The organism is Bacillus sp. PK6-025 (assembly GCF_056530265.1).
Map to the genome: position 1 here is coordinate 3,643,147 of NZ_CP096509.1, position 25,203 is coordinate 3,668,349.

At 45.4% G+C, this 25,203-nt stretch carries 21 protein-coding genes, 1 pseudogene and 1 other annotated feature; of the genes and pseudogenes, 3 read left to right on the top strand and 19 right to left on the bottom strand.

The annotated features are described in order from the left end of the window. Positions 1-7 precede the first annotated feature (7 nt). The 10 genes from M1D67_RS18735 to M1D67_RS18780 all read right to left on the bottom strand — a co-directional run bounded on the left by M1D67_RS18735 (position 8) and on the right by M1D67_RS18780 (position 11,963). Positions 8-865 carry a protein NO VEIN domain-containing protein gene (locus M1D67_RS18735; protein ID WP_328066881.1) on the bottom strand — a complete coding sequence of 286 codons (858 nt, stop codon included), beginning with the start codon at positions 863-865 and terminating at the stop codon, positions 8-10. Further along, positions 865-2,643: a DEAD/DEAH box helicase gene (locus M1D67_RS18740; protein ID WP_328066882.1), complete on the bottom strand. Its 1,779-nt coding sequence runs from the start codon at positions 2,641-2,643 to the stop codon at positions 865-867. Before M1D67_RS18740 ends, M1D67_RS18735 begins: the two co-directional genes overlap by 1 nt. Then, entirely contained in the window at positions 2,630-3,889 is a 1,260-nt protein-coding gene (locus M1D67_RS18745; protein WP_479831444.1) for a hypothetical protein, read from the bottom strand. The genes M1D67_RS18740 and M1D67_RS18745 overlap by 14 nt, the downstream gene beginning before the upstream one ends. Positions 3,890-3,903: 14 nt before the next feature. Next, complete coding sequence (locus M1D67_RS18750) at positions 3,904-4,362, bottom strand: BglII/BstYI family type II restriction endonuclease (RefSeq protein WP_479831445.1); 459 nt, start codon at positions 4,360-4,362, stop codon at positions 3,904-3,906. A gap of 525 nt (positions 4,363-4,887) precedes the next feature. Beyond that, entirely contained in the window at positions 4,888-6,180 is a 1,293-nt protein-coding gene (gene eno, locus M1D67_RS18755) for a phosphopyruvate hydratase (RefSeq protein ID WP_020453001.1), read from the bottom strand. Positions 6,181-6,202: 22 nt separating this feature from the next. Continuing rightward, complete coding sequence (gene gpmI, locus M1D67_RS18760; protein WP_020453002.1) at positions 6,203-7,738, bottom strand: 2,3-bisphosphoglycerate-independent phosphoglycerate mutase; 1,536 nt, start codon at positions 7,736-7,738, stop codon at positions 6,203-6,205. Next, positions 7,731-8,492 carry a triose-phosphate isomerase gene (gene tpiA, locus M1D67_RS18765; protein ID WP_020453003.1) on the bottom strand — a complete coding sequence of 254 codons (762 nt, stop codon included), beginning with the start codon at positions 8,490-8,492 and terminating at the stop codon, positions 7,731-7,733. Before tpiA ends, gpmI begins: the two co-directional genes overlap by 8 nt. A gap of 30 nt (positions 8,493-8,522) precedes the next feature. Next, positions 8,523-9,707: a phosphoglycerate kinase gene (locus M1D67_RS18770; RefSeq protein WP_020453004.1), complete on the bottom strand. Its 1,185-nt coding sequence runs from the start codon at positions 9,705-9,707 to the stop codon at positions 8,523-8,525. 174 nt (positions 9,708-9,881) lie between these two features. Then, positions 9,882-10,889, bottom strand: coding sequence for a type I glyceraldehyde-3-phosphate dehydrogenase (gap, locus tag M1D67_RS18775; protein WP_020453005.1), 1,008 nt, complete (start codon positions 10,887-10,889; stop codon positions 9,882-9,884). Positions 10,890-10,922: 33 nt separating this feature from the next. Then, entirely contained in the window at positions 10,923-11,963 is a 1,041-nt protein-coding gene (locus tag M1D67_RS18780) for a sugar-binding transcriptional regulator (protein ID WP_105979735.1), read from the bottom strand. Positions 11,964-12,256: 293 nt separating this feature from the next. Between M1D67_RS18780 and M1D67_RS18785 the strand changes: the two are divergent. After that, positions 12,257-12,354, top strand: a pseudogene (locus tag M1D67_RS18785) (hypothetical protein); the annotation flags it as partial. 89 nt (positions 12,355-12,443) lie between these two features. Here M1D67_RS18785 and M1D67_RS18790 read toward each other — a convergent pair. After that, on the bottom strand, positions 12,444-13,451 hold the full coding sequence (locus M1D67_RS18790; RefSeq protein ID WP_020453007.1) for an LLM class flavin-dependent oxidoreductase: 1,008 nt from the start codon (positions 13,449-13,451) through the stop codon (positions 12,444-12,446). 139 nt (positions 13,452-13,590) lie between these two features. Continuing rightward, positions 13,591-14,958 (bottom strand): amino acid permease, encoded by a 1,368-nt coding sequence (locus tag M1D67_RS18795; RefSeq protein ID WP_023856323.1) that lies wholly within the window; start codon positions 14,956-14,958, stop codon positions 13,591-13,593. A 61-nt stretch (positions 14,959-15,019) separates the two neighbouring features. Further along, positions 15,020-15,276, bottom strand: a binding site (T-box leader). Between the two features lie 314 nt (positions 15,277-15,590). Between M1D67_RS18795 and M1D67_RS18800 the strand changes: the two genes are divergently transcribed. Beyond that, complete coding sequence (locus M1D67_RS18800) at positions 15,591-16,064, top strand: hypothetical protein (RefSeq protein WP_479831446.1); 474 nt, start codon at positions 15,591-15,593, stop codon at positions 16,062-16,064. Between the two features lie 153 nt (positions 16,065-16,217). On the opposite strand, the gene M1D67_RS18805 is transcribed toward M1D67_RS18800, so the two are convergent. The 6 genes from M1D67_RS18805 to lutR form a co-directional block, all read right to left on the bottom strand. Further along, entirely contained in the window at positions 16,218-17,144 is a 927-nt protein-coding gene (locus M1D67_RS18805) for an ABC transporter ATP-binding protein (RefSeq protein ID WP_023856326.1), read from the bottom strand. Next, positions 17,144-17,833, bottom strand: coding sequence for an ABC transporter permease subunit (locus M1D67_RS18810; RefSeq protein WP_020453011.1), 690 nt, complete (start codon positions 17,831-17,833; stop codon positions 17,144-17,146). The genes M1D67_RS18805 and M1D67_RS18810 overlap by 1 nt, the downstream gene beginning before the upstream one ends. Positions 17,834-18,169: 336 nt before the next feature. Further along, entirely contained in the window at positions 18,170-18,892 is a 723-nt protein-coding gene (locus M1D67_RS18815; protein ID WP_479831447.1) for a LutC/YkgG family protein, read from the bottom strand. Beyond that, positions 18,889-20,322: a LutB/LldF family L-lactate oxidation iron-sulfur protein gene (locus M1D67_RS18820; protein WP_020453013.1), complete on the bottom strand. Its 1,434-nt coding sequence runs from the start codon at positions 20,320-20,322 to the stop codon at positions 18,889-18,891. Before M1D67_RS18820 ends, M1D67_RS18815 begins: the two co-directional genes overlap by 4 nt. Positions 20,323-20,364: 42 nt before the next feature. Then, the gene (locus M1D67_RS18825; protein ID WP_020453014.1) at positions 20,365-21,081 is read right to left on the bottom strand and encodes a (Fe-S)-binding protein; all 717 of its coding nucleotides are present in this window, start codon (positions 21,079-21,081) and stop codon (positions 20,365-20,367) included. A 130-nt stretch (positions 21,082-21,211) separates the two neighbouring features. Continuing rightward, complete coding sequence (lutR, locus tag M1D67_RS18830) at positions 21,212-21,952, bottom strand: L-lactate utilization/bacilysin biosynthesis transcriptional regulator LutR (protein WP_023856328.1); 741 nt, start codon at positions 21,950-21,952, stop codon at positions 21,212-21,214. Positions 21,953-22,153: 201 nt separating this feature from the next. On the opposite strand from lutR, the gene lutP reads away from it, so the two are divergent. Beyond that, positions 22,154-23,845, top strand: coding sequence for an L-lactate permease LutP (gene lutP / locus M1D67_RS18835; RefSeq protein ID WP_020453016.1), 1,692 nt, complete (start codon positions 22,154-22,156; stop codon positions 23,843-23,845). A 33-nt stretch (positions 23,846-23,878) separates the two neighbouring features. Here lutP and rpoN read toward each other — a convergent pair whose 3' ends face one another. After that, positions 23,879-25,189 carry an RNA polymerase factor sigma-54 gene (rpoN, locus tag M1D67_RS18840; RefSeq protein WP_026580131.1) on the bottom strand — a complete coding sequence of 437 codons (1,311 nt, stop codon included), beginning with the start codon at positions 25,187-25,189 and terminating at the stop codon, positions 23,879-23,881. Positions 25,190-25,203 lie beyond the last annotated feature (14 nt).

Below are 25,203 nucleotides of genomic sequence, written 5' to 3' on the forward strand. Positions count from 1 at the left end.
TAGTGAATTACTCCACCTTTTTGTTTTTACTTACCAGTGTATCTATATCAATCTGTACTTTGGCATTTTCCCAAATACCATTCCCCTGGTTTAAAGGTATACTAGGTTTTATATCATTTTTATCTAAAATATATAAGTCTGGTTCTATCCCTAGCACCCAAAAGTGAAAAATGTAGTTTGGAGAAGCTTCCGCAATGCTCCATTCATTTCTAGAAATGTAAAAGGTAAATTCGTTTGATCTAACAGTAGATGTTTTTACCTCTATTCTTAGAGGTGTGTCATTATTTTCATCTATTACGGATAAAATGTCATAACCGGCTAAATTCGAATCAATTGATTGCCATATTGGCTCCTTACCTGTTCTGTTTCTTTCAAATTCTAAGGAAAGCCTCTCGCCTTCACGGCCTGTTTCTAGCTGGGTATCTTGTTGTTTACCTCTTGTAACAGAAGCAAACTTATCCCACCATTTTACTACATCAGCTTCATACGAATTGATGAGCTCTGCTTCTTTAAAGCATTGCTGCACATCTAGAGGAAAGTATTGAAAAGCTTCCTTTCTTCCTCGATCAATAAGGTAAGACCAAGAAGGTTTAATATCTCCGATAAGGTGTTTTAACTGGATTCTTAAAGCGTCCCTCATGTTATTCTCTGAAACAACTTCATCACCTTTGCTCGTGACTTTTACATTACTGTCTATGTCTATTTTAATCCAGTTGCAATTTTCAGCAATCTCCAATACTGATGAAGAAGATGTAGCTTCAAATCTGTTAAACAACGAAATAAAATCTGATGTCTTTATCGGCGTCTTTTTTACAAATTTCAGAAATTCTTGGACTGAATACAGGATACCTACCGAAAATGCCACTACGCTTCACCTCTAAGATGATTCGTGAAGTCCTGAATATCTTGGTCATTTAATGCACTTTCAATCTCTTCATCAGCATATTCAGCTTCAACCATTAGTGAAGGGTCATTTAAAACTTCCGACATCCTATTGATTTTCTCTGCAAGCCTGCGTTTAACCGATTGATCTACACTATCAGGAGATATTACCAATTCAACATTTGTTTCTATATCATCGCTTAATCCCAATCTATGAATTCTGTCTACAGATTGTAAAAAGTGAGCTGCATTGTAGCTCCTGTCTAAATAAATAGCATCATGACAAACAGTATGTAAGCTTATTCCTTCACCAGCTGCTGCTGGATTTGCTACAAGCACAAAACAATTTTCATCTTCGTGAAACCTTTTTATTTTTGCTTCTCTTGTATCGTCCTCATCTTCACTTCCAGAATCAACTCCTCCGTGAATGTAATCTGCGCCTAAATCTCTCAAACGACTTGCTACTTGTTCAATACTTTGAACAAAAGTAGACCATATAATAACCTTTCTTCCTTGTTTAGCAAGTTGTCGTGCCCGAGAACATATATAACTGATTTTAGGGCTATCCCCTTCTAAGAATACATCTTTTAATAATTCATGATGTCTAATATCACTACTCACTAGCAAAGAAGGATTTGAAGCAACTTGTAGCAGTTTTTGAACACTTTTTCCCATCGCCCTTAACTTATTCCTATCTCGAGCTTTGTGTAATTCAATTTGTCTAAGCTCTTCATCCCTCATTAAATCATATAGACGCTTTTGAGCAGGACTCATAGGAACAAAAGTTTCATGATATTTTGGTTTAGGCAAATCTAGCTCCTCTTTTGTCGTTCGAACATAAATCGGACTTATTTGATTAACAACTGTACTTTTATCAACTCTTACTTCAGGGTACAGGAAGTTAAACTGTGAAACAAGATCCTCTGTTCCATTTGGTAGTGGAGTTCCCGACATTATTAACTTTTGTTCTGGCAAATGCGATAGGCTGAGTACGGCTCGCCCATGGACGCCATTTATTCCACGTTTAATTCGGTGGCTTTCATCCAAGAACATAAAGAAAGGAGCTATACTTAAATAAGAGGCTACTTCCGTCAGAACATTTGGAAGCATCTGATAGTTAATCACCATAATATCTGGATTAGTCTGCAATAACTCTCCAATTTTTCTAGCGCCACCTGTCAATCTTATAACTCCAGGGCTTTCGGGCAAACAAATACTCAATGTCTCTTCCCAAGCTGCGAAAGCATTTTTCGGAGAAACAATTAATAACTTTGTGTCCTTAGATTTTTTTAGACAATATAAGGCTAAAGCTTCTGTTGTCTTTCCAGCACCTGGTACCGAGAAAGTTGCTCCAGATGGAAGTGATGCTAACTTCGTAACATTACGAAGTTGATGTGGTGTTAACGTTCTCTGGAATCTACGTTTAGCAAGTATTCGCTTAACGTCATCTTCTGTGTATTCTTTTTGTCCTTCTTTAGCACGATTATATGACCCTTCCCTATTTAAAGATAACTTTAATAGTCTAGTCGCTTCTTTATCGGCAATTAGCCTAACTTTGTGTTTTTTAAGAAGCCGTCTAATTGTTGGTCTGAGTGACAAAAAGGACCACCAAGGCATGATTAATTCGTTATTTTTAACTAAAGATACGTCTTGTCCTAATTCTTTACAGGTTCTACATATTTCGTGCCAGCCGATATGCTGCTCATCATTAGAAGTGATTTGAGCAGCATGTTTGTAGTCTATATATTTAATGTGTAACATTTAACAGCTTTCCTTTCAGGTCAGCAATGTGACATTCAATGGATTCCAACTGAGAATATATACCATCTACTTCTGTATCATTATCAAAGATATTTACAGCATCTTGTAGTAGAGAATTAGCACGTTGTATTTTTTGTATAACTGTATATCTTTGCTGACGATCTTCTTCAGCTTCAATTACATCTTTTACTATATTAACTATATCTTCCCTATTCTCTATCTTATCTAAGATTCTAACCAGATTAGTTAAATCTTCTTGTATTTCATTCCCGCCTAATAGACCATCTGCAAAATCCTCTTCTTCCTGGCTTACAATGTAATCGGTAGGAAATTCTTCCTTAGCACGTTCGATGATCTGGTCAATGTTATCAGCAATTTTTGGAATGAAACTATGTAATCTTCCTATACCGGGTAAAGGTTGCTCAATTACTGAGAAAGCAACGGTTTGGAAGATGTCTTTCTTATCAACATCTTCACCTATTTTTTTTCTTCCTTTAACTATTGCTTCAAATGCAAACTTTTCTTTTACAATTTTTTGATATTTCTTAGGGATGTTACGTGATTCAAGATACTGATCTACATATGTCAACAGTAAGATTAACTCTTCTATATCTTCTTTCTTTTTATCATATAGAAAAGCTATCCGTTCAGTTGTGTAATGTTTTTTATCCCTTAAAGACCTGTACATACAAGCTTCCGCTGTCCAAACATAATCAGCTTTAATATCTTCTACAATTTGAAGCTTCCCTTCAAGAGTGAGAATGTCATCTTCAGAGCAAGGGGGAAGAATTATAACTTCAATGTGAGAAAACCTTGGATTTGCTTTCCCGTCTTCTACATCTTTTTGATGTAATTCTCGCATTGTACATAACCTTCTATTTCCGTTTACAACAAAACCATTATTATCTAGAATAAGTGGCTCTTCTTGGTTCCGTTCTTTAAAATATGCAAGAAGGTCAACTCCACCTACTTTAAGTTGGTTCTTTAAAATTTCATGTTGTTTTTTATGCGCTTCTTCTAACTCAACGTCTTTTTCAAAAAAATCTTCCGGCAAACCTTCTTGGGCATCTGTAGTTCTTCCGTTTTGCAACCTATATTTCGGCATACCGATTTCAACTGTGTGTATCGGGAAGAACTTTCTCTCATTTTGAAAGTTAATTGGGTGCTTATGTTGATCTACTGCTATATTTCTGACTAAGCGATCAATTAATTCTCTTCTTACTGGATATGGCCAACCTAATACCATAATTTCATCCCCCTTTAATTTTCAATACCAATGACAAACAACGGTACTGTAATAATCTTTTTATATAAATCTAGTTCTTCTATAAATCTCTCAAAATTGGCAAGGTTATCTCCCATGATATTAGCAGAATTTTTTGTTGGAAGAATATAAATTCCTGCTTCAATTTTTCCATTTAAATAAAGGGTTTGCAGTTTCAAAATGTCAGCATAAAAGCGTCCTACATTTCCAGTTTGGATACACAACCCTGTATTATTTTTCATTGAAGTAATTGTTAATTCTTTTGATCTATCAATTTTCACTTTTCCAGACCAGCCTTGCAATTGAATAAGTCTCTCAATCGTTTTTCGCAAATTTGAAGCACAACCTTTTTTAATCTCAAAAGGTGTTTCCTCTAGCGATCCCGATAGCTGCTGCAAGGTATTTTGATTTATAGCCTTATGGCCTAAGTGATGTTCAAAAGTAATAATGTTCAATAGGTACACCTCAATAATTTAATATAAGTAATTTTCTTATAATAAAGTTTACCATAAAGCTGGAATTGATAGGTATATAAATAATGAATTGGCAAAGGCATTTATTATATTAGTGTGTAAGGGGATATTAAGGGGGGGAATCAAGTTTTATAAACAAGGCATTTCTTTATAGATAAAGTACAGACCAATCAACCGACCGGGGAAAAAAGAGACTGGAGTGGTTGGCAAGGGAAAATGATTTCCATATTATTTATGTTTTCAGCATTTATTTATTTCATCGATCTATGCTACGAATTGAATAAGGATTTGCCACTTGATTAAATGTTCTTTCCCCCTGTTTCAATTTTTTAATTTAAACTCTTACCACGCTATCGTTTCCTTGTCTAAGCCACTTACTAAATAGAATATATAAGGAATACATATTTTGTATTATTAGCTGATCAAAAACATTAATTCGTTTTTTAAGATTCAGCTTTCACATTTAAAAAAGCTTGGCCGCATCAGCAGCCAAGCTTTTTTTTATGCTTACTTATTCAAGTTGTAGAAAGATTGAATACCATGGTATTGAGCAGTTTCAGCCAACTGATCTTCGATACGAAGAAGCTGGTTGTATTTCGCAACACGGTCCGTACGGGACGGAGCACCTGTTTTGATTTGTCCTGCGTTTGTTGCCACAGCGATGTCAGCGATTGTGCTGTCTTCAGTTTCACCAGAACGGTGAGAGATAACAGCAGTGTAGCCTGCGCGTTTCGCCATTTCGATCGCATCGAATGTTTCAGTCAATGTACCGATTTGGTTTACTTTGATCAGGATAGAGTTGCCGACGCCGTTTTTGATGCCTTCAGCAAGTTTTTTCGTGTTTGTAACGAAAAGGTCATCACCGACAAGCTGAACTTTTGAGCCAAGACGCTCAGTCAGAAGTTTGTGGCCTTCCCAGTCGTTTTCGTCAAGTCCGTCTTCGATAGAGATGATTGGGTATTTAGAAACCATTTCTTCGTACCAGTCAACCATTTCAGCAGATGTTTTCACAACGCCTTCGCCGGACAGATGGTATTTGCCGTCTTCTTTGTTGTAGAACTCAGAAGATGCAGCATCCATAGCCAATTTCACTTCTTCGCCAGGTTTGAAGCCGGCTTTTTCAATCGCTTCAACGATTGTTTGAAGCGCTTCTTCGTTAGAACCAAGGTTTGGAGCGAATCCGCCTTCATCACCTACAGCAGTGTTCATTCCTTTAGCAGAAAGAACTGATTTCAAGCTGTGGAAAATTTGTGCTCCCATGCGAAGTGCTTCGCGGAAGTTTTCCGCACCGACAGGCATGATCATGAATTCTTGAATGTCAACGTTGTTGTCCGCATGCTCTCCGCCGTTTACGATGTTCATCATCGGTACTGGGAGCGTTTTAGAGTTGAATCCTCCAAGGTATTGGTATAGAGGAATCTGTAAGAAATCCGCAGCTGCGCGGGCAACGGCCATTGATACGCCAAGGATGGCGTTGGCGCCGAGCTTGCCTTTATTTTCAGTTCCGTCAAGTTCGATCAGCAATTTGTCGATTGATACTTGCTCTGTCACATCAAAGCCGATAAGCTCAGGTGCGATGATTTCGTTTACGTTGTTAACGGCTGTTAAAACGCCTTTTCCAAGGTAGCGGTCTTTGTCGCCGTCGCGAAGCTCAACAGCTTCGTATTCACCAGTGGAAGCTCCGCTTGGAACAAGCGCGCGTCCAAAAGCTCCTGATTCAGTGTATACTTCAACTTCAACCGTCGGGTTACCGCGGGAGTCTAATACTTCACGTGCATAAACATCAACAATGTATGGCATGTTTGTTTCTCTCCTTTAAAGCTTATTTTTGAATTAATGACGATCCTGTCATTTCTTTCGGTTTTTCAACACCCAGCAAGTCTAAAAGAGTTGGCGCCAGATCCCCGAGGATTCCGCCTTCTCTTAATGTCACGCCTTCTTTTGTGACGATGACAGGAACCGGATTTGTCGTATGTGCGGTGTGCGGCTTGCCTTCTTCGGTAATCAGCACGTCTGCGTTACCGTGGTCGGCCGTAATAATCGCGTGGCCGCCTTTTGCAAGAATCGCATCAACGACTTCGCCGAGGCACTCGTCAACCGCTTCGATTGCTTTGACCGTCGGCTCGACTTTTCCTGAATGTCCGACCATGTCAGGGTTGGCAAAGTTGAGGATGATCGCGTTATGGTTTTCAGCCTCAATTTCTTTGACAAGCGCATCTTTTACTTCATATGCGCTCATTTCAGGTTTCAAGTCGTATGTTGCAACTTTAGGCGAGTCGATTAAGATTCGCTCTTCGCCCGGGAATTTCTCTTCGCGTCCGCCGCTCATAAAGAACGTAACATGCGGATATTTTTCAGTTTCAGCGATGCGAAGCTGCTTCAGCCCGTTTTGGGATAAAACTTCGCCGACTGTGTTGTCGAGATTGACCGGTTTGAATGCCACGTACCCGTCAACCGTTTCACTGAAATGTGTCAAGCAGACGAAATGAAGGTTTTTCGGATGCTTGTCTCCGCGGTCGAAATCGCGGAAGTCATCATTGGTGAACGTGTTGGAAATCTGGATCGCCCGGTCAGGTCTGAAGTTGTAGAAAATGACCGCATCGTTGTCCTTGATTGTCGCAACAGGCTCGCCGTTTTCTTTCGTGATGACGGAAGGAATGACGAATTCATCGTAAATTCCGTTTTCATAAGAATCTTTCACGACATCGAGCGGATTTTCATATTTCGGTCCTTCTCCGTATGCCATGGCTCGGTACGCTTTTTCGACGCGGTCCCAGCGCTTGTCTCGGTCCATTGAATAATAGCGGCCTGACAATGTTGCGATCTCGCCGACGCCGATTTCTTCGATTTGCTCCTGAAGCTCTTTGATGTACTTCTCAGCTGTTTGCGGGCCTACATCGCGGCCGTCAAGGAAGCCGTGAATATAGACGTTTTCAACGCCTTCTTTTTTCGCAAGCTTCAAGAGTGCGTACAAATGTTGAATGTGGCTGTGTACTCCGCCGTCAGACAGCAGTCCGAACAAGTGGAGGTTTGTGCCTTTTTCTTTGACGTGTTTCATCGCGTCTAAAAACGTTTCGTTCCGCTCAAATTCGCCTTCACGGATTGCGACGTTGACGCGCGTCAGGCTTTGATAGACGATCCGTCCGGCGCCAATGTTCAAGTGGCCGACTTCAGAGTTTCCCATTTGTCCTTCGGGAAGTCCGACCGCTTCGCCTGAAGCTGTCAGCGTCTGATGCGGATACTTGTTCCAATAGCGGTCAAAGTTCGGTTTCTTCGCTTGGGCTACGGCGTTTCCGACTGTTTCGTCCCTTAGTCCAAACCCATCCAAAATGATGAGTGCGGCCAATTTATTACTCATATTGACCTGCCTCCAGTAATTGCACGAAAGACTGCGGCTCAAGGCTTGCTCCGCCGACAAGAGCGCCGTCGATATCGGATTCGGCCATATATTCTTTAATGTTCGCAGGTTTTACGCTTCCACCGTACTGAATGCGGACGCTGTCTGCTGCAGCTTGTCCGAATTCTGATGCAACGGTTTTGCGGATGTGCGCGCATACTTCGTTTGCATCTTGTGCAGTTGAAGATTTGCCGGTTCCAATCGCCCAGATCGGCTCATAAGCGATCACGGAAGCAGCTACCTGTTCAGTTGTTAAACCTGCAAGTGCTTTTTTCACTTGGTCTGCAACAAGCTCGTTTGTTTTGTTTGCTTCGCGCTCTTCAAGCGTTTCACCTACGCAGATGATCGGCACGATGCCATATTTGAATGCAGCATGCGCTTTTTTGTTGACCGTTTCATCCGTTTCAGCAAACATTTCGCGGCGCTCGGAGTGGCCGATGACGCAGTATTCAACTCCGAGGTCTTTCAAAGCCGCAGGGCTGATTTCACCCGTGAAAGCACCGCTTTCTTCAAAGTGCATGTTTTGCGCGCCGACTTTCAGATCTGTACCTTTAACAGCTGATGCAAGCTTTTCAAGGAACAGTGCAGGCGCACAGACAACAGCTTCTGCTTTATCTGCTGCGGGAATGGAAGATTTCACTTCTTCAACGAAGCTGACAGCTTCTGAAAGCACTTTATTCATCTTCCAGTTACCGGCTATAATTGGTTTTCTCATATGCTCCACTCCTTATGCTGTATATTTTGCTTACTTGTCGTTCAATGCTTTGACGCCAGGAAGTTCTTTTCCTTCCATAAACTCAAGGGAAGCTCCGCCGCCTGTTGAAATGTGGCTCATTTTGTCAGCAAGGCCGAACTTTTCTACAGCAGCTGCAGAGTCTCCGCCGCCGATGACAGAGTATGTATCTTTTGCCTCTGCTAAAGCTTCAGCGACAGCTTTTGTTCCTTTAGCGAACGCATCGAGTTCGAATACACCCATCGGTCCGTTCCAAACAACAAGCTTGCTGTTTTTAATGACGTCAGCATATGTTTTTCTTGTTTCCTCCCCGATGTCAAGGGCTTCCCAGTCGCTAGGGATTTCGCTGACCGGCACGACTTTCGTGTTGGCGTCGTTTGAGAAATCGTCAGCAACAAGCACGTCTGTAGGCATGTAGAAGTTCACGCCTTTTTCTTTGGCGCGGTCCATGAAAGATTTAGCCAATTCAATTTTATCTTCTTCAAGCAGGGATTTTCCTACTTCATGGCCCAGCGCTTTAACGAACGTGTAAGCAAGACCGCCGCCGATGATCAGGTTGTCTACTTTCTCAAGAAGACTTTCGATCACGCCGATTTTGTCTTTTACTTTTGCGCCGCCGATGATCGCTGTAAACGGACGTTCAGGGTTAGACAGTGCTTTGCCCAGCACTTCAAGCTCTTTTTCCATGAGGAAGCCTGCAACAGCCGGAAGGTGTTCAGCGATACCTGCTGTTGAAGCATGGGCACGGTGAGCCGCTCCGAATGCGTCATTGACATAAACGTCAGCCAGGTCGGCAAACGCTTTAGACAGCTCAGGATCATTCTTTTCTTCTCCCGGATAGAAGCGGACATTTTCCAATACGAGAATATCTCCGTCTTTCATTTCGGAAATTTGCGCTTTTACGGCGTCGCCGTAAGCTTCATCCGCTTTTTTCACTTCTTTGCCGATCAGTTCGCCGAGGCGTGCGGCTACCGGCGTTAAGCGAAGCTCTTCTGAAACCTGGCCTTTCGGACGGCCCAAGTGGCTTGCAAGAAGAACTTTCGCTCCCTGCTCTGTTAAGTATTGAATCGTCGGAAGTGCGGCGCGGATTCTCGTATCATCCGTCACTTTTCCGTCCTTCATCGGAACGTTAAAGTCAACACGGCAGAAAACAACACGGCCTTTTACATCAATGTCTTTTACTGATTTTTTGTTCATGGCTTTTAGGAGATCCTCCTTTTAATGTTTTACAAGCCTGAAAACGGAAATCCCCGGGCGGCTTAATTGGCGCCGATATGGAAAAAGGGAAAGGGAGTGTGTGTCCCCTTCCCTTGTCCGCTTTCATTATAGCGCTTCTCTCATCAAGAACCAAGTCTGATTCTGGTTTCCGGATTAAAGACCTTGTTTTGCGATGTAAGCGGCAAGGTCAACTACACGGTGAGAATATCCGCTTTCGTTGTCATACCAAGAAATAACTTTAACCATGCTGCCTTCCATAACCATTGTAGAAAGAGCATCGATTGTAGAAGAGTTTGCATTGCCGTTGTAGTCTTTAGAAACAAGCGGCTCTTCGCTGTAGCCAAGAACGCCTTGAAGTTCGCCTTCTGCTGCTTCTTTAAACGCTGCGTTTACTTCTTCTGCTGTTACTTCTTTGTCAAGTTCAGCAACCAGGTCAACAAGTGATACGTTTGGTGTTGGAACACGCATTGCTCCGCCGTTCAGTTTTCCTTTCAATTCAGGAAGTACAAGAGAAACGGCTTTCGCTGCACCAGTTGTTGTAGGAATGATGCTTTCAGCTGCCGCACGCGCACGACGGTAGTCTTTGTGCGGAAGATCCAGGATTTGCTGATCGTTTGTGTAAGAGTGAACAGTTGTCATCATACCGCGTTTGATGCCGAATTTGTCGTTCAGAACTTTTGCAAACGGCGCAAGGCAGTTTGTTGTGCAAGATGCGTTAGAGATCACATCGTGGTTAGCCGCATCGTATTTATCTTCGTTAACACCCATAACGATTGTAATATCTTCTTCACTCGCAGGAGCTGAGATGATAACTTTTTTCGCGCCGGCTTCCAAATGTTTCGCCGCGTCTGCGCGTTTTGTGAAGAAACCAGTAGATTCAACTACGATTTCAACGCCTTGTTTGCCCCAGCTAAGTTTAGAAGGATCGCGCTCTGCTGTAACTTGGATTGTTTGACCGTTAACAACTAGGTTGTTTCCGTCAACAGAAACCTCTGCGTCCAATTTTCCGTGTACTGAATCATATTGTAATAGGTGAGCAAGCATGTTAGCGTCTGTCAAATCGTTAACTGCTACAACCTCAACTTCAGGATTATTTAATGCTGCGCGGAATACATTGCGTCCAATACGACCAAAACCATTAATACCGACTTTTACTGCCATGATGATTTCCTCCTTTAAGTAAATAAGAGATATTTAATTTATATTGAGGGAAGAAGCTTCCCTTAATAACTGTTTCGCGGCTCCTTCATCAGTGATCAAAACCGTGTTGCGCGGCTTTTTGAAGTACGCCTCTATCGCGTCCGCTTTTGACGAGCCTCCCGCCACCGCAATGATGTTCGGGATTGAATCAAGATCTTCGAGCTGGATTCCAACGCTGTGCACTTTGTGAATGACTTCTCCGTGGCGGTCGAAATAATAGCCGAACGCTTCTGCAACCGCCTCATTTTCTTCTATTTTCTTCAAATCTTCCTTCGGTGTATTTCTTCGCTCTGCCATTGTTTTAGCATCCCCGATTCCATGGATCACCATACTGGACGATTGAATTGTCTGAAGCACTTCTTTAATAGAAGGCTCTTCAATGATAGAAGAATATGCTTCTTTGCTCAGCTCACCCGGCACAAATAACAGTCTGTATGTACCGGAAGCTTTTTCAGCCATATGGGCGCAAATCGTATTGGCCTGATTCCTGACGTTTTCGCCGAGCCCGCCTCTTGCCGGAACAAAAAGCAGCTTGCGGTTTTTCGAGTCAGGCGACATCATTTCTGCCACGGCCTCAAGCGTCGTACCTCCGGTTACGGCGACGATATTTTCCCCCGTAAACCTGTTTTTCATGCATGCGACGGCCGCTCTCCCCATCTCTTTTTTGACCCATGGGGACTGGTCGCTGTCTCCCGATACAATGATGACTTCGTCGAGGTTCAACCTCTCTTTTAATGTATTTTCCAAATGGGTTAAACCTAAAACATCCTTCATCGTATCTTCGAGAACTTTCAGCAGGTTGGATCCTTCAAGTGTCAATATCATGCCGGTTGTTTTAATCTCTAGTAGATTTTGTTCTTTTAAAAACTGAACCTCCGCCCTTAAAATCCGCTCGCTGATGCCGAGACTGGCGGCAAGGCTTCTTCTGCCGATCGGTTCAGTCAGCCTTATGTACTGCAAAATTTTGTACCTTTTCTGCATGACATCGAGAAGATCCGGCAATAATTTTTTTTGAGCCTGTATTAGTTGATTCATGCCAAAACGTTCCTTTCATCTCGTCCTGGACAAATAATGTCCCGTAGTGACTGAAAACGTCCCACCTCAGCCAAAAAAAAATTGCTCCTGCTTACATTCCTTATTGTAACAGGGTTAAAATGTTTATTCAACTGTTAAGAATCAATTCATCGACAACATTCGCGCGAATGTTCACACATCTGTATTAATTATTGTCCCTGTTGATTTCTATACTATACATATTTCATGAAAACGTGCCTCAATGAAAAAAAACTATGAATGCCATTGCGTATTACGGACCGGAAATATTCAAAATGAATCTGGCTGTCCAACGTTCTGGGACGTTTGAATGGGGTGTAATACCGGATGGTGGTCGATGCTCGCGTACGGTATGGTACCGTCCCTCATCTTCGTCTATTTTCAAAAATAAATATATTGCTAAAGTACGTACTCAAAAAAAAAGCAACGGGCGGTTTTTCCGTTCCGTTGCTTTGTTGCCGTTTATCCATTTTTCCAGACATCAGCAATGATTTCAAACGAGCGAAGTCTATCAGCATGGTCAAACGTTTCTGAATTGATCATGATCTCGTCCGCCTGAGTCGTACGGATGAATTCTTCAAGCTTTTCTTTCACACTGTCCGGCCCGCCGATGATCGTTGAGCTGAGCTGCTCATTCACCATCGCTTTTTCACGCGGCGTCCAAATCTGATCCATATCATCTACAGGCGGCTTAAGCTGAGTCGGGGCGCCGCGGACAAGATCCAAAAACTTCTGATAGTGCGATGTTGCAAGGCGCTGCGCTTGCGCGTCCGTATCGGCTGCGATCACGGTCACCCCGACCATCGCATAAGGCTCCTCCAAGACGCCCGGCTTAAACGAGCTGCGGTACAGTTCCAAGGCAGGCAGCGTATTGGCCGGCGAAAAATGAGCCGCAAATGCAAACGGCAAACCGAGTTCCCCGGCAAGCCGGGCGCTGAATCCGCTTGAACCGAGAAGCCAAATCGGCACATCAAGCCCTTCGCCCGGTATGGCGCGCACGTGATTTCTTACATTGCCGGACGGCTTAAAATACTGGCGGAGTTCTTCAAGCTGCTCGGGAAAATCCTCCCCGCTGCTTATATTTCTTCTTAATGCGCGGGCGGTTAATTGATCCGTACCCGGAGCGCGCCCCAGTCCTAAATCGATTCTGCCTGGATAAAGGGATTCAAGCGTTCCGAACTGTTCGGCGATAACGAGCGGGGAATGGTTCGGCAGCATAATCCCTCCCGAACCGATGCGCATCTTCTTGGTGCCCCCGGCGATATAACCGATCAAAACAGAGGTAGCCGAGCTCGCAACGCCTTCGATATTATGGTGTTCAGCCAGCCAGAACCTGTGGTATCCCCATCTTTCGGCATGCTGCGCCAAATCCATAGATTGTTTAAAAGATTGTCCCGCATCTCCGCCTTGTACGATAGGAGACAGATTTAATACGGAATACTTCGTATTTTTGAAATGCTGTTTTGACATTGTCTTTCCTTCTTCCTGAAGTGTAGTGGTCATGTAATTAGACGATAACATAATCGTTCAGGTGAATAAAAGAAATTAGTTCGAAAAAAATCGAACTAATGTGTTAAAAGCTTGCCTCCCTGCGGAGGCAAGCTTTTTTTTAAGAAGCGGACGTTTGGCCGGCTGTCTGGTTCCTTCCTTTAAAGAAATAAGCAGCGCTAATGAGCAGATAGATTCCCGCCGTCACCAATGTAATGACAATCGATGTGGTCAGGATGACACCGATCAGTATCGCTGTCAGTGAAATGATTGCCAGCCAAGTCGTATAAGGGAACCATTTGACATAGTAGCCGTTCCCCGCTGTTTGATTCCGTTTCCTCGATTTTAAATGGGCAGCGGCAATCAGCATCCAGATCACAAGGACGGTATAGCCGAGAGACCCCATCAAATATTCAAATGTTTGGCTGCCGGCAAACAGTGAAAACAATACGCCCAAGTATAAGAAAGAAGTACATAATAGAATCGAATAAACCGGCACTTTTCTCATGGAAAGTCTCGAAAAGATTTTCGGCATTCTTCCGTCTGATGCCTGTGTATACATTATTCGGGAGGCGCCGTAAAGCCCTGAGTTCATCGAAGAAATGACCGCCAGTAAAATGACCGCATTCATCAAATGATCGGCTCCGGGAATGCCGATCATCTTAAAGACCATAACAAAAGGACTCTCCGACACACCGTTGACTTGATTCCATGGAATCAAGCTGACGATCACGAAAAACGGCAGAAGATAAAAAGCAATAATGCGCGTCAACGTTCCACGCACAGCTTTAGGCACGACCTTCTCAGGGTTTTTGGTTTCCGCCAGTGTCACCCCGATAATTTCGGTTCCGCCGTAGGAATAGATCACAACTAGCATGGCTGTAATCAGCCCTCCGGCGCCATTCGGGAAGAAGCCGCCATGGTCTGTCAAATGAGTAAAACCAACAGCTGAGTGTTGTCCAAAAGAGAAAAATAACAAGATAAATCCGGATATAATAAAGACGACAATCACTGTGATTTTAATAAGGGCAAGCCAGTATTCCGTCTCTGCAAAGCTTTTGACAGAAAGCAAATTCACGCTCGTAATGACGAGTGAAACGAACAGCGCCAGCACCCAGATCGGCAGCCCCGGCAGCCAGTACTGCAAAAATATCGCGGCGACAACAGCCTCTGCCGCAATATTGAGAACCCACATTTTCCAGTATATCCAGTCTAAAAAATAAGCGGCATACGGCCCTAATATTGATTGAACGAGATCCCTGAATGTTCTGGCTTCACTGTTTCGGACAGCCATCTCGGCAAGCCCCTGCATGATAAACAGCAAAATCACGCCGCCGATCAAGTAGGCGATCATGACCGAAGGCCCCGCCAAATCGATCGCTTTGCTGCTTCCTTTAAATAATCCTGCTCCAATGGCTCCGCCCAATGCCATCATCATAATATGCCGCGATGTCATTGTGCGCTCGAGCTTCTGCATGTCTTTCTCCATCTATGTTCACTTCCTCTAGTAAAATGAAAAAAGCTCACCGTCTCCCTCTTCGATTTGAAGATAAAGAGACGATGAGCTTTGAAGCTTACCGCGGTACCACTCTTTTTGATTCTATGCCAAGAATCCAGCTTTGCGATGCACAGCCATGCTGTGCAAACCTGTTAACGAAGGTTAATCGTAATGTCCTCAGGAATTGATGTCCGTCCTTTAGCCAGTCCACTCCCGGGCGAGTTCAAAGGTTCATTGGTCTGCGTCGCACCTACCCGCAGCTCTCTTTGCCAATGCCGATCTTTTACTGCTCCCGTTCATTGTGTTTTCTTCTGCCTGAAATATATTCATATAATATACGTGCCGATCTTGACTTTGTCAACATCAAATCCACTGCCAAAAAATAAAAATTAAAATTTTTCTCTTTTTTCAAGGAAAATCGCCTTTCCCATTGGAAAATACAAGGGAAGATATGCACAACTTTCATAATGATGGAGCATTCCCCAGAAGAGGGAAATATAAAAATCGGCGAATTTCCCCCGAAAAAAATAGTTAAATTGAAATATTATTCAAACTTTACAAAATATTTTAACGATGATAGAGTGTGAACCGAATCATCACTTCAGCTAAAGGAGGAAGAGAACGTGAAAAAACTTTCGTTTATGGTGATCTTGTCCGTATTGACGCTCGTCTTTGGTTCATCGTCCGTAAGCTTTGCGAAAAACATTCCTGAAGACAAATATACAACACCTACAGATGCTGAATTTAGCCAGATGAAAGAGATTTTAAACGACGCTGATATTGAAACCGGCAATTTGCAGAAGGATTACGGCGTGATTGTCAATGATCCCGCTGAAAAAGTCGGCGTCATATCAGACATCCCCGCCGAAAAAGACGACTGGAGCCATGTCAGCTTCCATTCCTACTATGTCGACCTCAACAGCAACACTCTTATCGCTGATGTTCAATTTGAATTCACACAAAACGATGACGGCACTTCGGAAACCGAGTACAAAAACGTCACAAACGGAGGCAGGTATTTCGTCAAGATGGACCAAGACGGAAATGTCATTGATGAAGAAACGACCGGCGACATGTCGATTTTGGGGAAATACTAGAAACCGAGCGCCCCTTATGGAAAACGCCTTTATTCAAAGGCGTTTTTTTGTTCGGGCATTTAATAGATCTATCCATTGACGCCATTCGCATCTGCAAGACTAAAGGCATGATGCCCGAACAGATCCGGGTTCATTCCTATCAAATTCTTTCTGTCAAGAAACAACGCGTTCCTCAGAGCTGTCCAAAAAGATGTCTTCAAGCGACGGTTCATCGACGTGAATTCTGTAGATTCCCACTTTGCAGTTCGTTAATACTCTGACAATGGCGGGAATTTTTTCTTCTGAATTGACGGTGATCGAAATCTCGTGGTGATTGAATTGAACGTTTTCACCAGCTGACTCAAGAAAACGGTCGATCAGGCCGAAATGCTGATCGGGAATAGTCGAATGGCGAATGTGAACGCTTATGTTCGACATGAAATGCCTCCTTAATTCATCGAGCGTGCCTTCTATTAAAATGCGGCCGTTTTTCATGATGGCGATTCGCGTACAGATTTTCTCTATCTCATGCAGGTTGTGTGATGTCATAAATACCGTCTTACCTTCTTTTTGCAAATCCATAATCAGCTTTTGAATGTGCAGGGCCGATTCGGCATCGACACCTGATGTCGGTTCATCCAAAAAGATGAGCTCGGGGTCGTGGATGATCGCCTGGGCGATGCCGAGCTTTTTTTTCATACCGAATGAATAGGCGCCCGATTTTTTTTCAGCATGCTCAGTGAACCCAACTCTCTCTAAGACTTCTTCGCACCGCTCAGTCGATACGGCTTGTCCGTTCAGCTTTGCAAAATACTTCAAATGCCCGACTGCTGTCATTGAATCATAGAGGGTCAAATAATCAGGTAAAACGCCGATGCGATGCTTGACGTTTTCAATCGAAGCATCATTTAACAGCAGAAAACTGCCGGCTGTCGGCTCGATAATGCCTGTGATCATATTCATGAACGTAGATTTCCCCGCACCGTTACGGCCGAGGAAACCGTAAATCTCTCCTTTTTCGACTTGGAGGTCGACATGATTGACGACGGTTTTAGCCCCGTAGCTTTTCATCAGCCCTTTTGCCTCGATCACCACATCCATTATAAATCTCTCCTTTTAAACAAAACGATCGCACCGCAAAGAACGATGGCCGCGTAGACAAAGTTGATGAAAACAAAAGAACCGCCCAGCACGGAGTAATAGTACGGTGTTAAATATTTAAACCAGGTGATCATGCCGTTCTCTGAATAAACAGTCCATAAGCTGACCGCGGGAAAGACGAGCGCAAACACGATTCCGAAAAACATGGACATGGCGGGCCTTGAAATCACGATTGAAAATAAAAGGTTCAAAGAGATTGCAGCTGTAAGAAACGCCATGCTGTCTGCATAACTCATCCATAAAAACTCTTTTGAGGCGATCATCACCAAGGTGTACGAAACGAGCATGCAGAAAAACCAAAACAGCCAGACGCCAAAAAACTTTCCCAGAATGATCTTGATCCGCGACGTTTTCGTCACAAGAAATCTGACCGTCCGGGCATGGACTTCGCGGTTGATCATGTCATGAGAAAGTCCAGCGATAAACAGGAAACCGAGAGCGAAAACAATAACGGCCGTTCCGATTGCGTTTGCATCGCTTCCTAAATCCAATTCGCGCACGAAGTCCGCAGGCGCCTGTTCGATCAATCCTGCAGTCTTATAGCTCACCCAAAACATAATAATAATGACAATAATCGACTTGATGCTTTTAAAAAGACTGATAAATTCATTCAGACATACCGCCCGCATACGAGTCACTCCTTCACTATTCTCCATTATAGTGAGTGAACATTATCGGGAAATAATCTTATCCTTAACATTACCTTAAATTTTAATAGGCTATTTCTTACAGGGGTGTTTCCGAGAATCATAAATGAGATGCAAGTGGCTTGAACCAGCGGCAGAAATGGGGATACAGAGCCGGAAAACTGATAAAAATACCATTTTAATATAACAAGTTCCGCTATTTTATAACCGGCCAAAAAAGTGGAATGATGCGGAAAATCGGGATATGCCGGAATTGTCATATCGCTAAATAAAAAAAGATTAGCTCTGCATGAGGCTAATCTTTTTGTTATCGTCTAATTACCGGTCAGTCACGACAATATATGCCGCTTTTACCGGGCCGTGGACACCGACTACAAGGTCCATTTCGATGTCGGCTGAATTGCTCGGTCCAGTGACATAGTTGATGCAGGACGGGATGACGTCGCCGTCTGCAACCTTTTGTTTGATCATTGCGCTTGCCTGTGTCATCCGCGGGACGATGGTGCTTTTCGGGACGATCGCGATATATGTCGTCGGCAGCAAGCTGACAGATCGTCCTTTGTCTTTTGAACTGAAGAGGACGACCGTTCCGGATTCAGCAAGCGTGATCTCGCTGAATGTCACGCCGATGTTAGCCTGTTCGGCCCGCTGGATATTTTCATCTCCGGCCGCTGCATTCCATTCCCACACTTTTGTCCCCTCATTCGGCCACTTGTCTGTTAACAGGCCTGACAGTCCGTACTCTTTAAAACGGTCATCTTTCGGAATGATGACAGGCCCGCCTCCAAATCGTGATGTTTGTTCATACAAGGCATCATGCAAGCCGATGACATCCGTTTCAATCAGCTCCGTATGAATCTTTCGGCAGTGGTCCTTTAAGACGCCGACAAGCTCATCCTGTGTATAGCCTTGATATACCCGGTGCTGCGGCTGATACGTATAATCGGGAACGGTGACACCTGCCGAACGCCTGTTGCGGCCGAGCCTTTCCGCAATCCGGTTTAAAAAGCCGTCTTTATTTTGGATTGTTCCGTTTGTCATCTGTCTTCCCCTTTCTCTTTCCGTCTGTCCTCAAACCAGTCGCGGAACCTTGACTTGTTCGGCGCGGGGAAGTCGCGAATCTGGGTCCACTGTTTTAACGGACCCGGTCCCTTCGTTATTTTGCCGTCTTCGTTAAACGGCTTCATGGCTGCCGGCGCCCATTTGGAGCCCATTTTATATAGAGATGGCGCAGAAGTTCCCAAGCCGAACGCTTTCATCGCGAGCTTCTCGGATATCGGTGCGCGCCCTTCTTTTTCAACGATGCGCTGCCGGTGCTTCAGAAGCAGTTCGTGAAGCGGGATTTTTACCGGACATGCTTCAGAGCATGCCGCACATAACGAAGAGGCGTACGGCAGTTCTTTATAATCGTCATATCCGCCGAGCAGCGGCGACAATACGGCTCCGATCGGGCCTGAATAGATCGAACCGTAAGAATGCCCGCCGACATGGCGGTATACGGGACAAACATTGATGCAGGCCGCACAGCGGATGCATTGGAGGACGGATTGAAACTCCGTTCCGAGAATGTTCGAACGCCCGTTGTCAATGATGACGAGGTGAAACTCTTCGGGTCCGTCCGCTTCACCGGGCAGCCGCGGCCCTGTCAGCGCCGTGATATAGCTTGTCAGCCGCTGTCCAACCGCGCTTCTTGTGAGCATGCCGACGAGAACCTCAAACTCGTCGAATGAAGGGACGATCCGCTCCATCCCCATCACGGTAATCTGCGTCTTCGGAACGGTCGTGACGAGACGTCCGTTTCCCTCGTTTGTGACAAGGCTGACAGACCCCGTATCGGCAATCGCAAAATTGCAGCCCGTAATGCCGATGTCAGCCTCGAGAAATTTCTTTCTGAGCACGGCGCGCGCATGCATGACAAGCTCTTCCGGCTTTTCGGTGTTGCGGTAGCCGATCCGCTCTTTGAAGACGTCGCGGATTTGCTCTTTGTTTTTATGCAAAGCAGGTGCGACGATATGTGACGGCGGATCATGATCATCGATTTGGAGGATGTATTCGCCCAAATCGGTTTCGACCACTTCGCAGCCGTCGCGTTCAAGCGCCTCGTTCATGTTGATTTCTTCGGTCACCATTGATTTTGATTTCACGATTTTTTTGCCGTTTTTCTTTTTCACGACATCGCGAATATAGCCTGTCGCTTCTTCGGCCGTCTGTGCAAAGAATACGTACCCGCCTTTTTTGGCGACATTTTCGGCGAGCTGTTCTAGGTAGTAGTCCAGGTTTTCGAGCACGTGCTGCCTGATTTCCTCGGCCTGAGACCGCCATTCTTCCCAGTTCCCGAGCTCTTCCGCCGCCTCAAGACGGCGCGCTCTCAAGCGCTCCTGCGCACTTGAAACAGCCCCCCTCATAAACTCGTTTTCGAGCCCGTCTGATACGCGCTCTTTAAATTTCTGCGTTCCGATCTTCATTGCCATAACGAATGTCCCCCTCTATCTGTGAAATGACCGGATGTCTGTTTATCTGCTGTTCAGCACTTCTGCGATGTGCATGACTTCAATCGGCTTGTTCTTTCTCCCGATCCGTCCGCCGATATTCATCAAGCAGCCGCAGTCCGCCCCGATTAACACATCTGCGGCGGTTTCTTCGACACACGCCACTTTCTCATCGACCATCTGTTCGGATATTTGCGACATCTTCACCGAAAAAGTCCCCCCGAATCCGCAGCAGTCGTGTTTGCGCGGCAGCGGCGTGAACTCCAGTCCCTTCACATGCCGAAGCAGCTTCATCGGCGCGTCTGTGACGCCCAAAAGCCTTGTCATATGGCATGACGTATGATAAGTCGCCTTTTTCTCAAGTGTCGCCCCAACGTCTTCAACCTTCAAAACGTTGACGATAAAATCGGTCAGCTCATACGTTTTGTCAGCCAGCCGCTGCGCTTTTTCCGCCCAGGCCGGCTCATCCCGGAAAAGGTGCGGATACTCTTTGAACATAAAAGCGCACGATCCTGAAGGGCTGACGACGTATTCGGCTGATTCAAATGTCTCAATCATCCGTCTCATCGCTTTTTTGGAATCTTTGACATAGCCGCTGTTGTACGCAGGCTGGCCACAGCAAATCTGCCCTTCGGGAAAATCCACTTCACATCCGAGCCGCTCAAGCAGTTCAACCGTCGCTTTTCCGACATTTGACTGAAACATGTCAACCAAACACGTGATAAACAGTGATACTTTCATCTTGATCCCCTCTCCAACCCGATAAATCAGGTCATCTGATGACTTGGTTAGAAAACCCTCTTTCTCCATCTTACACCTTGGTAAAATTTTTTGAAAGGGGTTTCTTTTTCGTTTTCACTCGGGCCGCTGCTTATATGGCCGGCTCGTCGGCCTGTTTCGTTTCTTCAAAATATGAGGCCAGCACATTTTCCACATTCGTCAGATGATTGTGCATCGCCTGTTCTGCTTGTTGGCCGTCTTTTTCCATCACAGCCTGATAGATGGCATCGTGTTCCTCATAAAGGCGCTTAACGGTTGTGTTCTTCGAGAACAGCCAAATTTTGCGCGTCTCCCTCATCGTCTCAATTAAGAGTGATGACACATGATTCATCAAGCCTTTCAGCAGATCGTTTTGCGAGGCGCCGGCAAGCGCAAGATGAAACGCGAGGTCGGCTTTTTCGCCAAGTTCGCCGTTCCCATCCGCCTGCTTCATATCCTCAAGTGCGGCCTGCATGCGCCCGAGATCTTCTTCTGTGCGTTTTTGAGCCGCACTTGAAACAGCTCCGATTTCAAGAATCTTACGGACTTCGAGCAGTTCAGCGACGTCTTTCTTTTTCATCAAAAGCGCAGCCGAAAGGGGGATGGAAATTTGCTCAGGCTCAAACCTTTTCACATACGTTCCTTCCCCCTGCTTCATTTCGACCATCCCCATCGCTTTTAACGCAGACAGCGCTTCCCTGACGGCCGAACGGCTGACCTGAAAGCTTTCGGCGAGCGCCTGAACGGAGTCAAGCTTATCACCTGGCTCAAGCTCTCCGCTTTTAATCGATTCAAGAAGCGCTTCTGCGACTTCTTCGTATATTTTTTTCGTCTTGATTTGTTTGTATTTCAACTTTTTTCACCTCGTAACCAGACTGGGCATGATGCGCTATTTTTTATTATACCGTTCTTTCCGTCCGGAACATATAGACTTCGGCTCCATGCAAAAAAAGATTGTAATTTATGACATTGAGAAATATAATGCTAAATGATCAGTCTTATCATCATGTCATCAGATGACTGAGTGAGACTTTGAACAAAGGGGGAATTGGAGATGGGATGGACGCAAGATTATACTCCGCTGGGGAACAGTTTGCTGCTCTCTTCGCTTGCAGCGCTTATACCGATTTTGTATTTTTTCTGGGCTCTGGCAATCAAAAGAATGAAAGGGCATACAGCGGGTGTGTCGACTTTGCTGATTGCGCTCGCGCTGGCCGTTTTCGTATACGGCATGCCCGCTCATCAGGCTGTGATGTCGGCTTCACAAGGGGCGGTTTACGGGCTGCTTCCGATCGGCTGGATCATTGTGACTTCCGTTTTTTTGTACAAGCTTACAGTCAAAACCGGCCAATTTGAAATCATCAGGAGCTCGGTATTATCGATCACAGATGACCGCCGTTTGCAAGCACTTTTGATAGCGTTTTCATTCGGGGCGTTTTTAGAAGGAGCGGCAGGCTTCGGCGCCCCTGTCGCGATCTCGGCCGCATTGCTTGTCGGCCTCGGCTTCAATCCGTTGTACGCGGCGGGCATATGCCTGATCGCTAACACGGCGCCTGTCGCTTTCGGAGCGATCGGCATTCCGATTATCGCGGTTGAAGGGCCGACGGGGATTCCTGCGATGGACATTTCAAAAATGGTCGGACGCCAGCTCCCGTTTTTATCTGTATTTATTCCGTTTTATTTGATTATCATCATGAGCGGCTTGAAAAGGGCTTGGGAAGTGCTGCCGGCGATTCTCGTGTCGGGTGTCTCTTTTGCCGTTACACAGTATGTAAGCTCAAACTTTCTGGGGCCTGAGCTCCCGGATATTTTGTCAGCCATCGTATCGCTTATCGCGCTCGCTGTATTCTTAAAATTTTGGAAACCGAAAACGATATTCAGATTTTCACATGAAAAGGAAATGGCCGCTGCCGCGGAGGCGCAGCAGCTTGAACATCAAAAGGCCTCATACTCGGCTGGGCAGATTTTCAAGGCGTGGACACCGTTTTTGCTGCTCACGGCAATGGTCTCCATCTGGGGAATTCCAGCTGTCAAACAGGCGCTGACAGGCCATTACGAAGGGTCAAATCCATTGCTGCTGTTCATTAGTGATATCGGCGGCAGGCTGACGTTCGCGCCCGGTGTGCCTTTTTTGCACAATCAAATTCTCGATGGCTCCGGAAAACCGCTTGAAGCTCTTTATAAACTTGATCTCGCCGGATCGGCGGGAACGGCGATCCTGATTGCCGCCGTACTGACAAAGTTTGTCACAGGCATGCCTTGGAAAGAATGGGGCGCCGTGTTTACAGAATCGCTGAAAGAACTCGGCAAGCCGATATTAACGATCGCTTCCGTTGTCGGTTTTGCCTATGTCACCAACTCTTCGGGCATGAGCACAACACTTGGCATGTCCCTTGCGATGACGGGTTCAATGTTCGCATTCTTTTCTCCCGTTCTCGGCTGGCTCGGCGTCTTTATAACCGGTTCAGATACGTCGGCCAATTTGCTGTTCGGCAGTCTGCAAAAAGTGACGGCACAGTCGGTCGGAATGGAGCCGGTGCTGTCTGTGGCGGCCAACTCTTCGGGCGGCGTCACCGGAAAGATGATCTCTCCGCAGTCGATTGCTGTCGCCTGCGCAGCCGTCGGACTGGCAGGAAAGGAATCCGATTTGCTGCGCTTTACACTGAAACACAGCCTGTTTCTTCTGTTCCTGGTTTGCATGATCACGTTCCTGCAGCATCACCTGTTTGCGTGGATGATCCCGTAAAAAAGCCGCCGGCGTTCGTGCCGGACGGCTTCTTTATTGATATCTCTTTCTGACAGACGAAGGCAGTATATTAAGCTGATCGCGGTATTTGGCGACGGTCCGCCTCGATATGACGATGCCGTGCTTTTCGTTTAAAAGATCGGCCAGCTTCTGGTCTGAAAGCGGTTTCATTTTATTTTCTTCATCGATCAGCCGACGAAGATGCGCTTTGACTGTGTGACTTGACGTATGTCCGTCAGCGGCATCCTTTACCTTCGCCGAAAAAAACCGTTTAAGCTCGCACAGCTCAAAAGGCGTCTGCACGATTTTCCCTTTGACTGCACGGCTTACTGTTGATTCGTGAACCCCGAGGGCATCGGCGACTTCTTTTAATGTGAGCGGCTTCAGTTCGTCTTTCCCTTTTAAAAAATAATCTTTTTGACGCACCATAATTTCCGCCATCACCCTCCGCATCGTTTCCCGTCTTTGCCTGAGGGCATTGTCGAGCCATTTCCACTGCTTGAACTTATCAGAGATATAAACGGTCGCCTCGTCTTTTGACTGGCGCTGCAAAAACGGCTCGTAAAACGCGTTAAGCTGGATATCGGGAAAAGAACGGCTGCTGAGCTCAAGCACCAATTTTCCATCCTCGGCTGAAATGATGACATCAGGCTCGATATAGACTCCGCCTTCATCCGTGCCATACATCAATCCGGGACGCGGCGACAGCTCTGCAACAAGATCTTGTATGTCCTGAAGCTCTGAGAGCGAAAGGCCCGCTCTCTCAGACAGCTCTTTCCATCCTTTTTTGGCAAACAGGTCAAAGTATAGGGAAATAACTTTTTCCGCTTTTGCCGTCTCCTTTGGCAGACGCTTTAATTGGATCAGGATGCATTCCTGAAGCGACCGCGCTCCGATGCCTGCCGGATCAAGAGTCTGCAGCTTGCCCAAGACTTCTTCCACTTCTTCTCTGGTGACAGCCAGCTCGGAAGCGATAAAGGCGATGTCTTCTGTCACATATCCGTTTCGATCAAGGGATTCGACCAGGTAGCTGAAAATCCGCTTTTCCCGGTTTGACAGCCGGAGATCGAGCGCCTGCTGTTTCAAGACGCTTTTGATATCTTCACGGGAATGCGCCGTCTCAGAGCGGCTCATTCCTTCATTTTGCAAATGACGATTCGTTTTATGGTAAAATGATCGGGGAATATCGGGGTCTTTTCGTTCGATCAGGGGGTTTTCCAATGAGAGTTCGTCAATCCGGCTGTTCAGCTCGGCCGACGAATACTGAAGCATATGAATGGCTTGGGCAAGCCCTTGCGTCAAGTGAAGTTTTGCCGTTTGCTGCTGCTGTACATGCAAGTTCATCATATCTCCCCTCC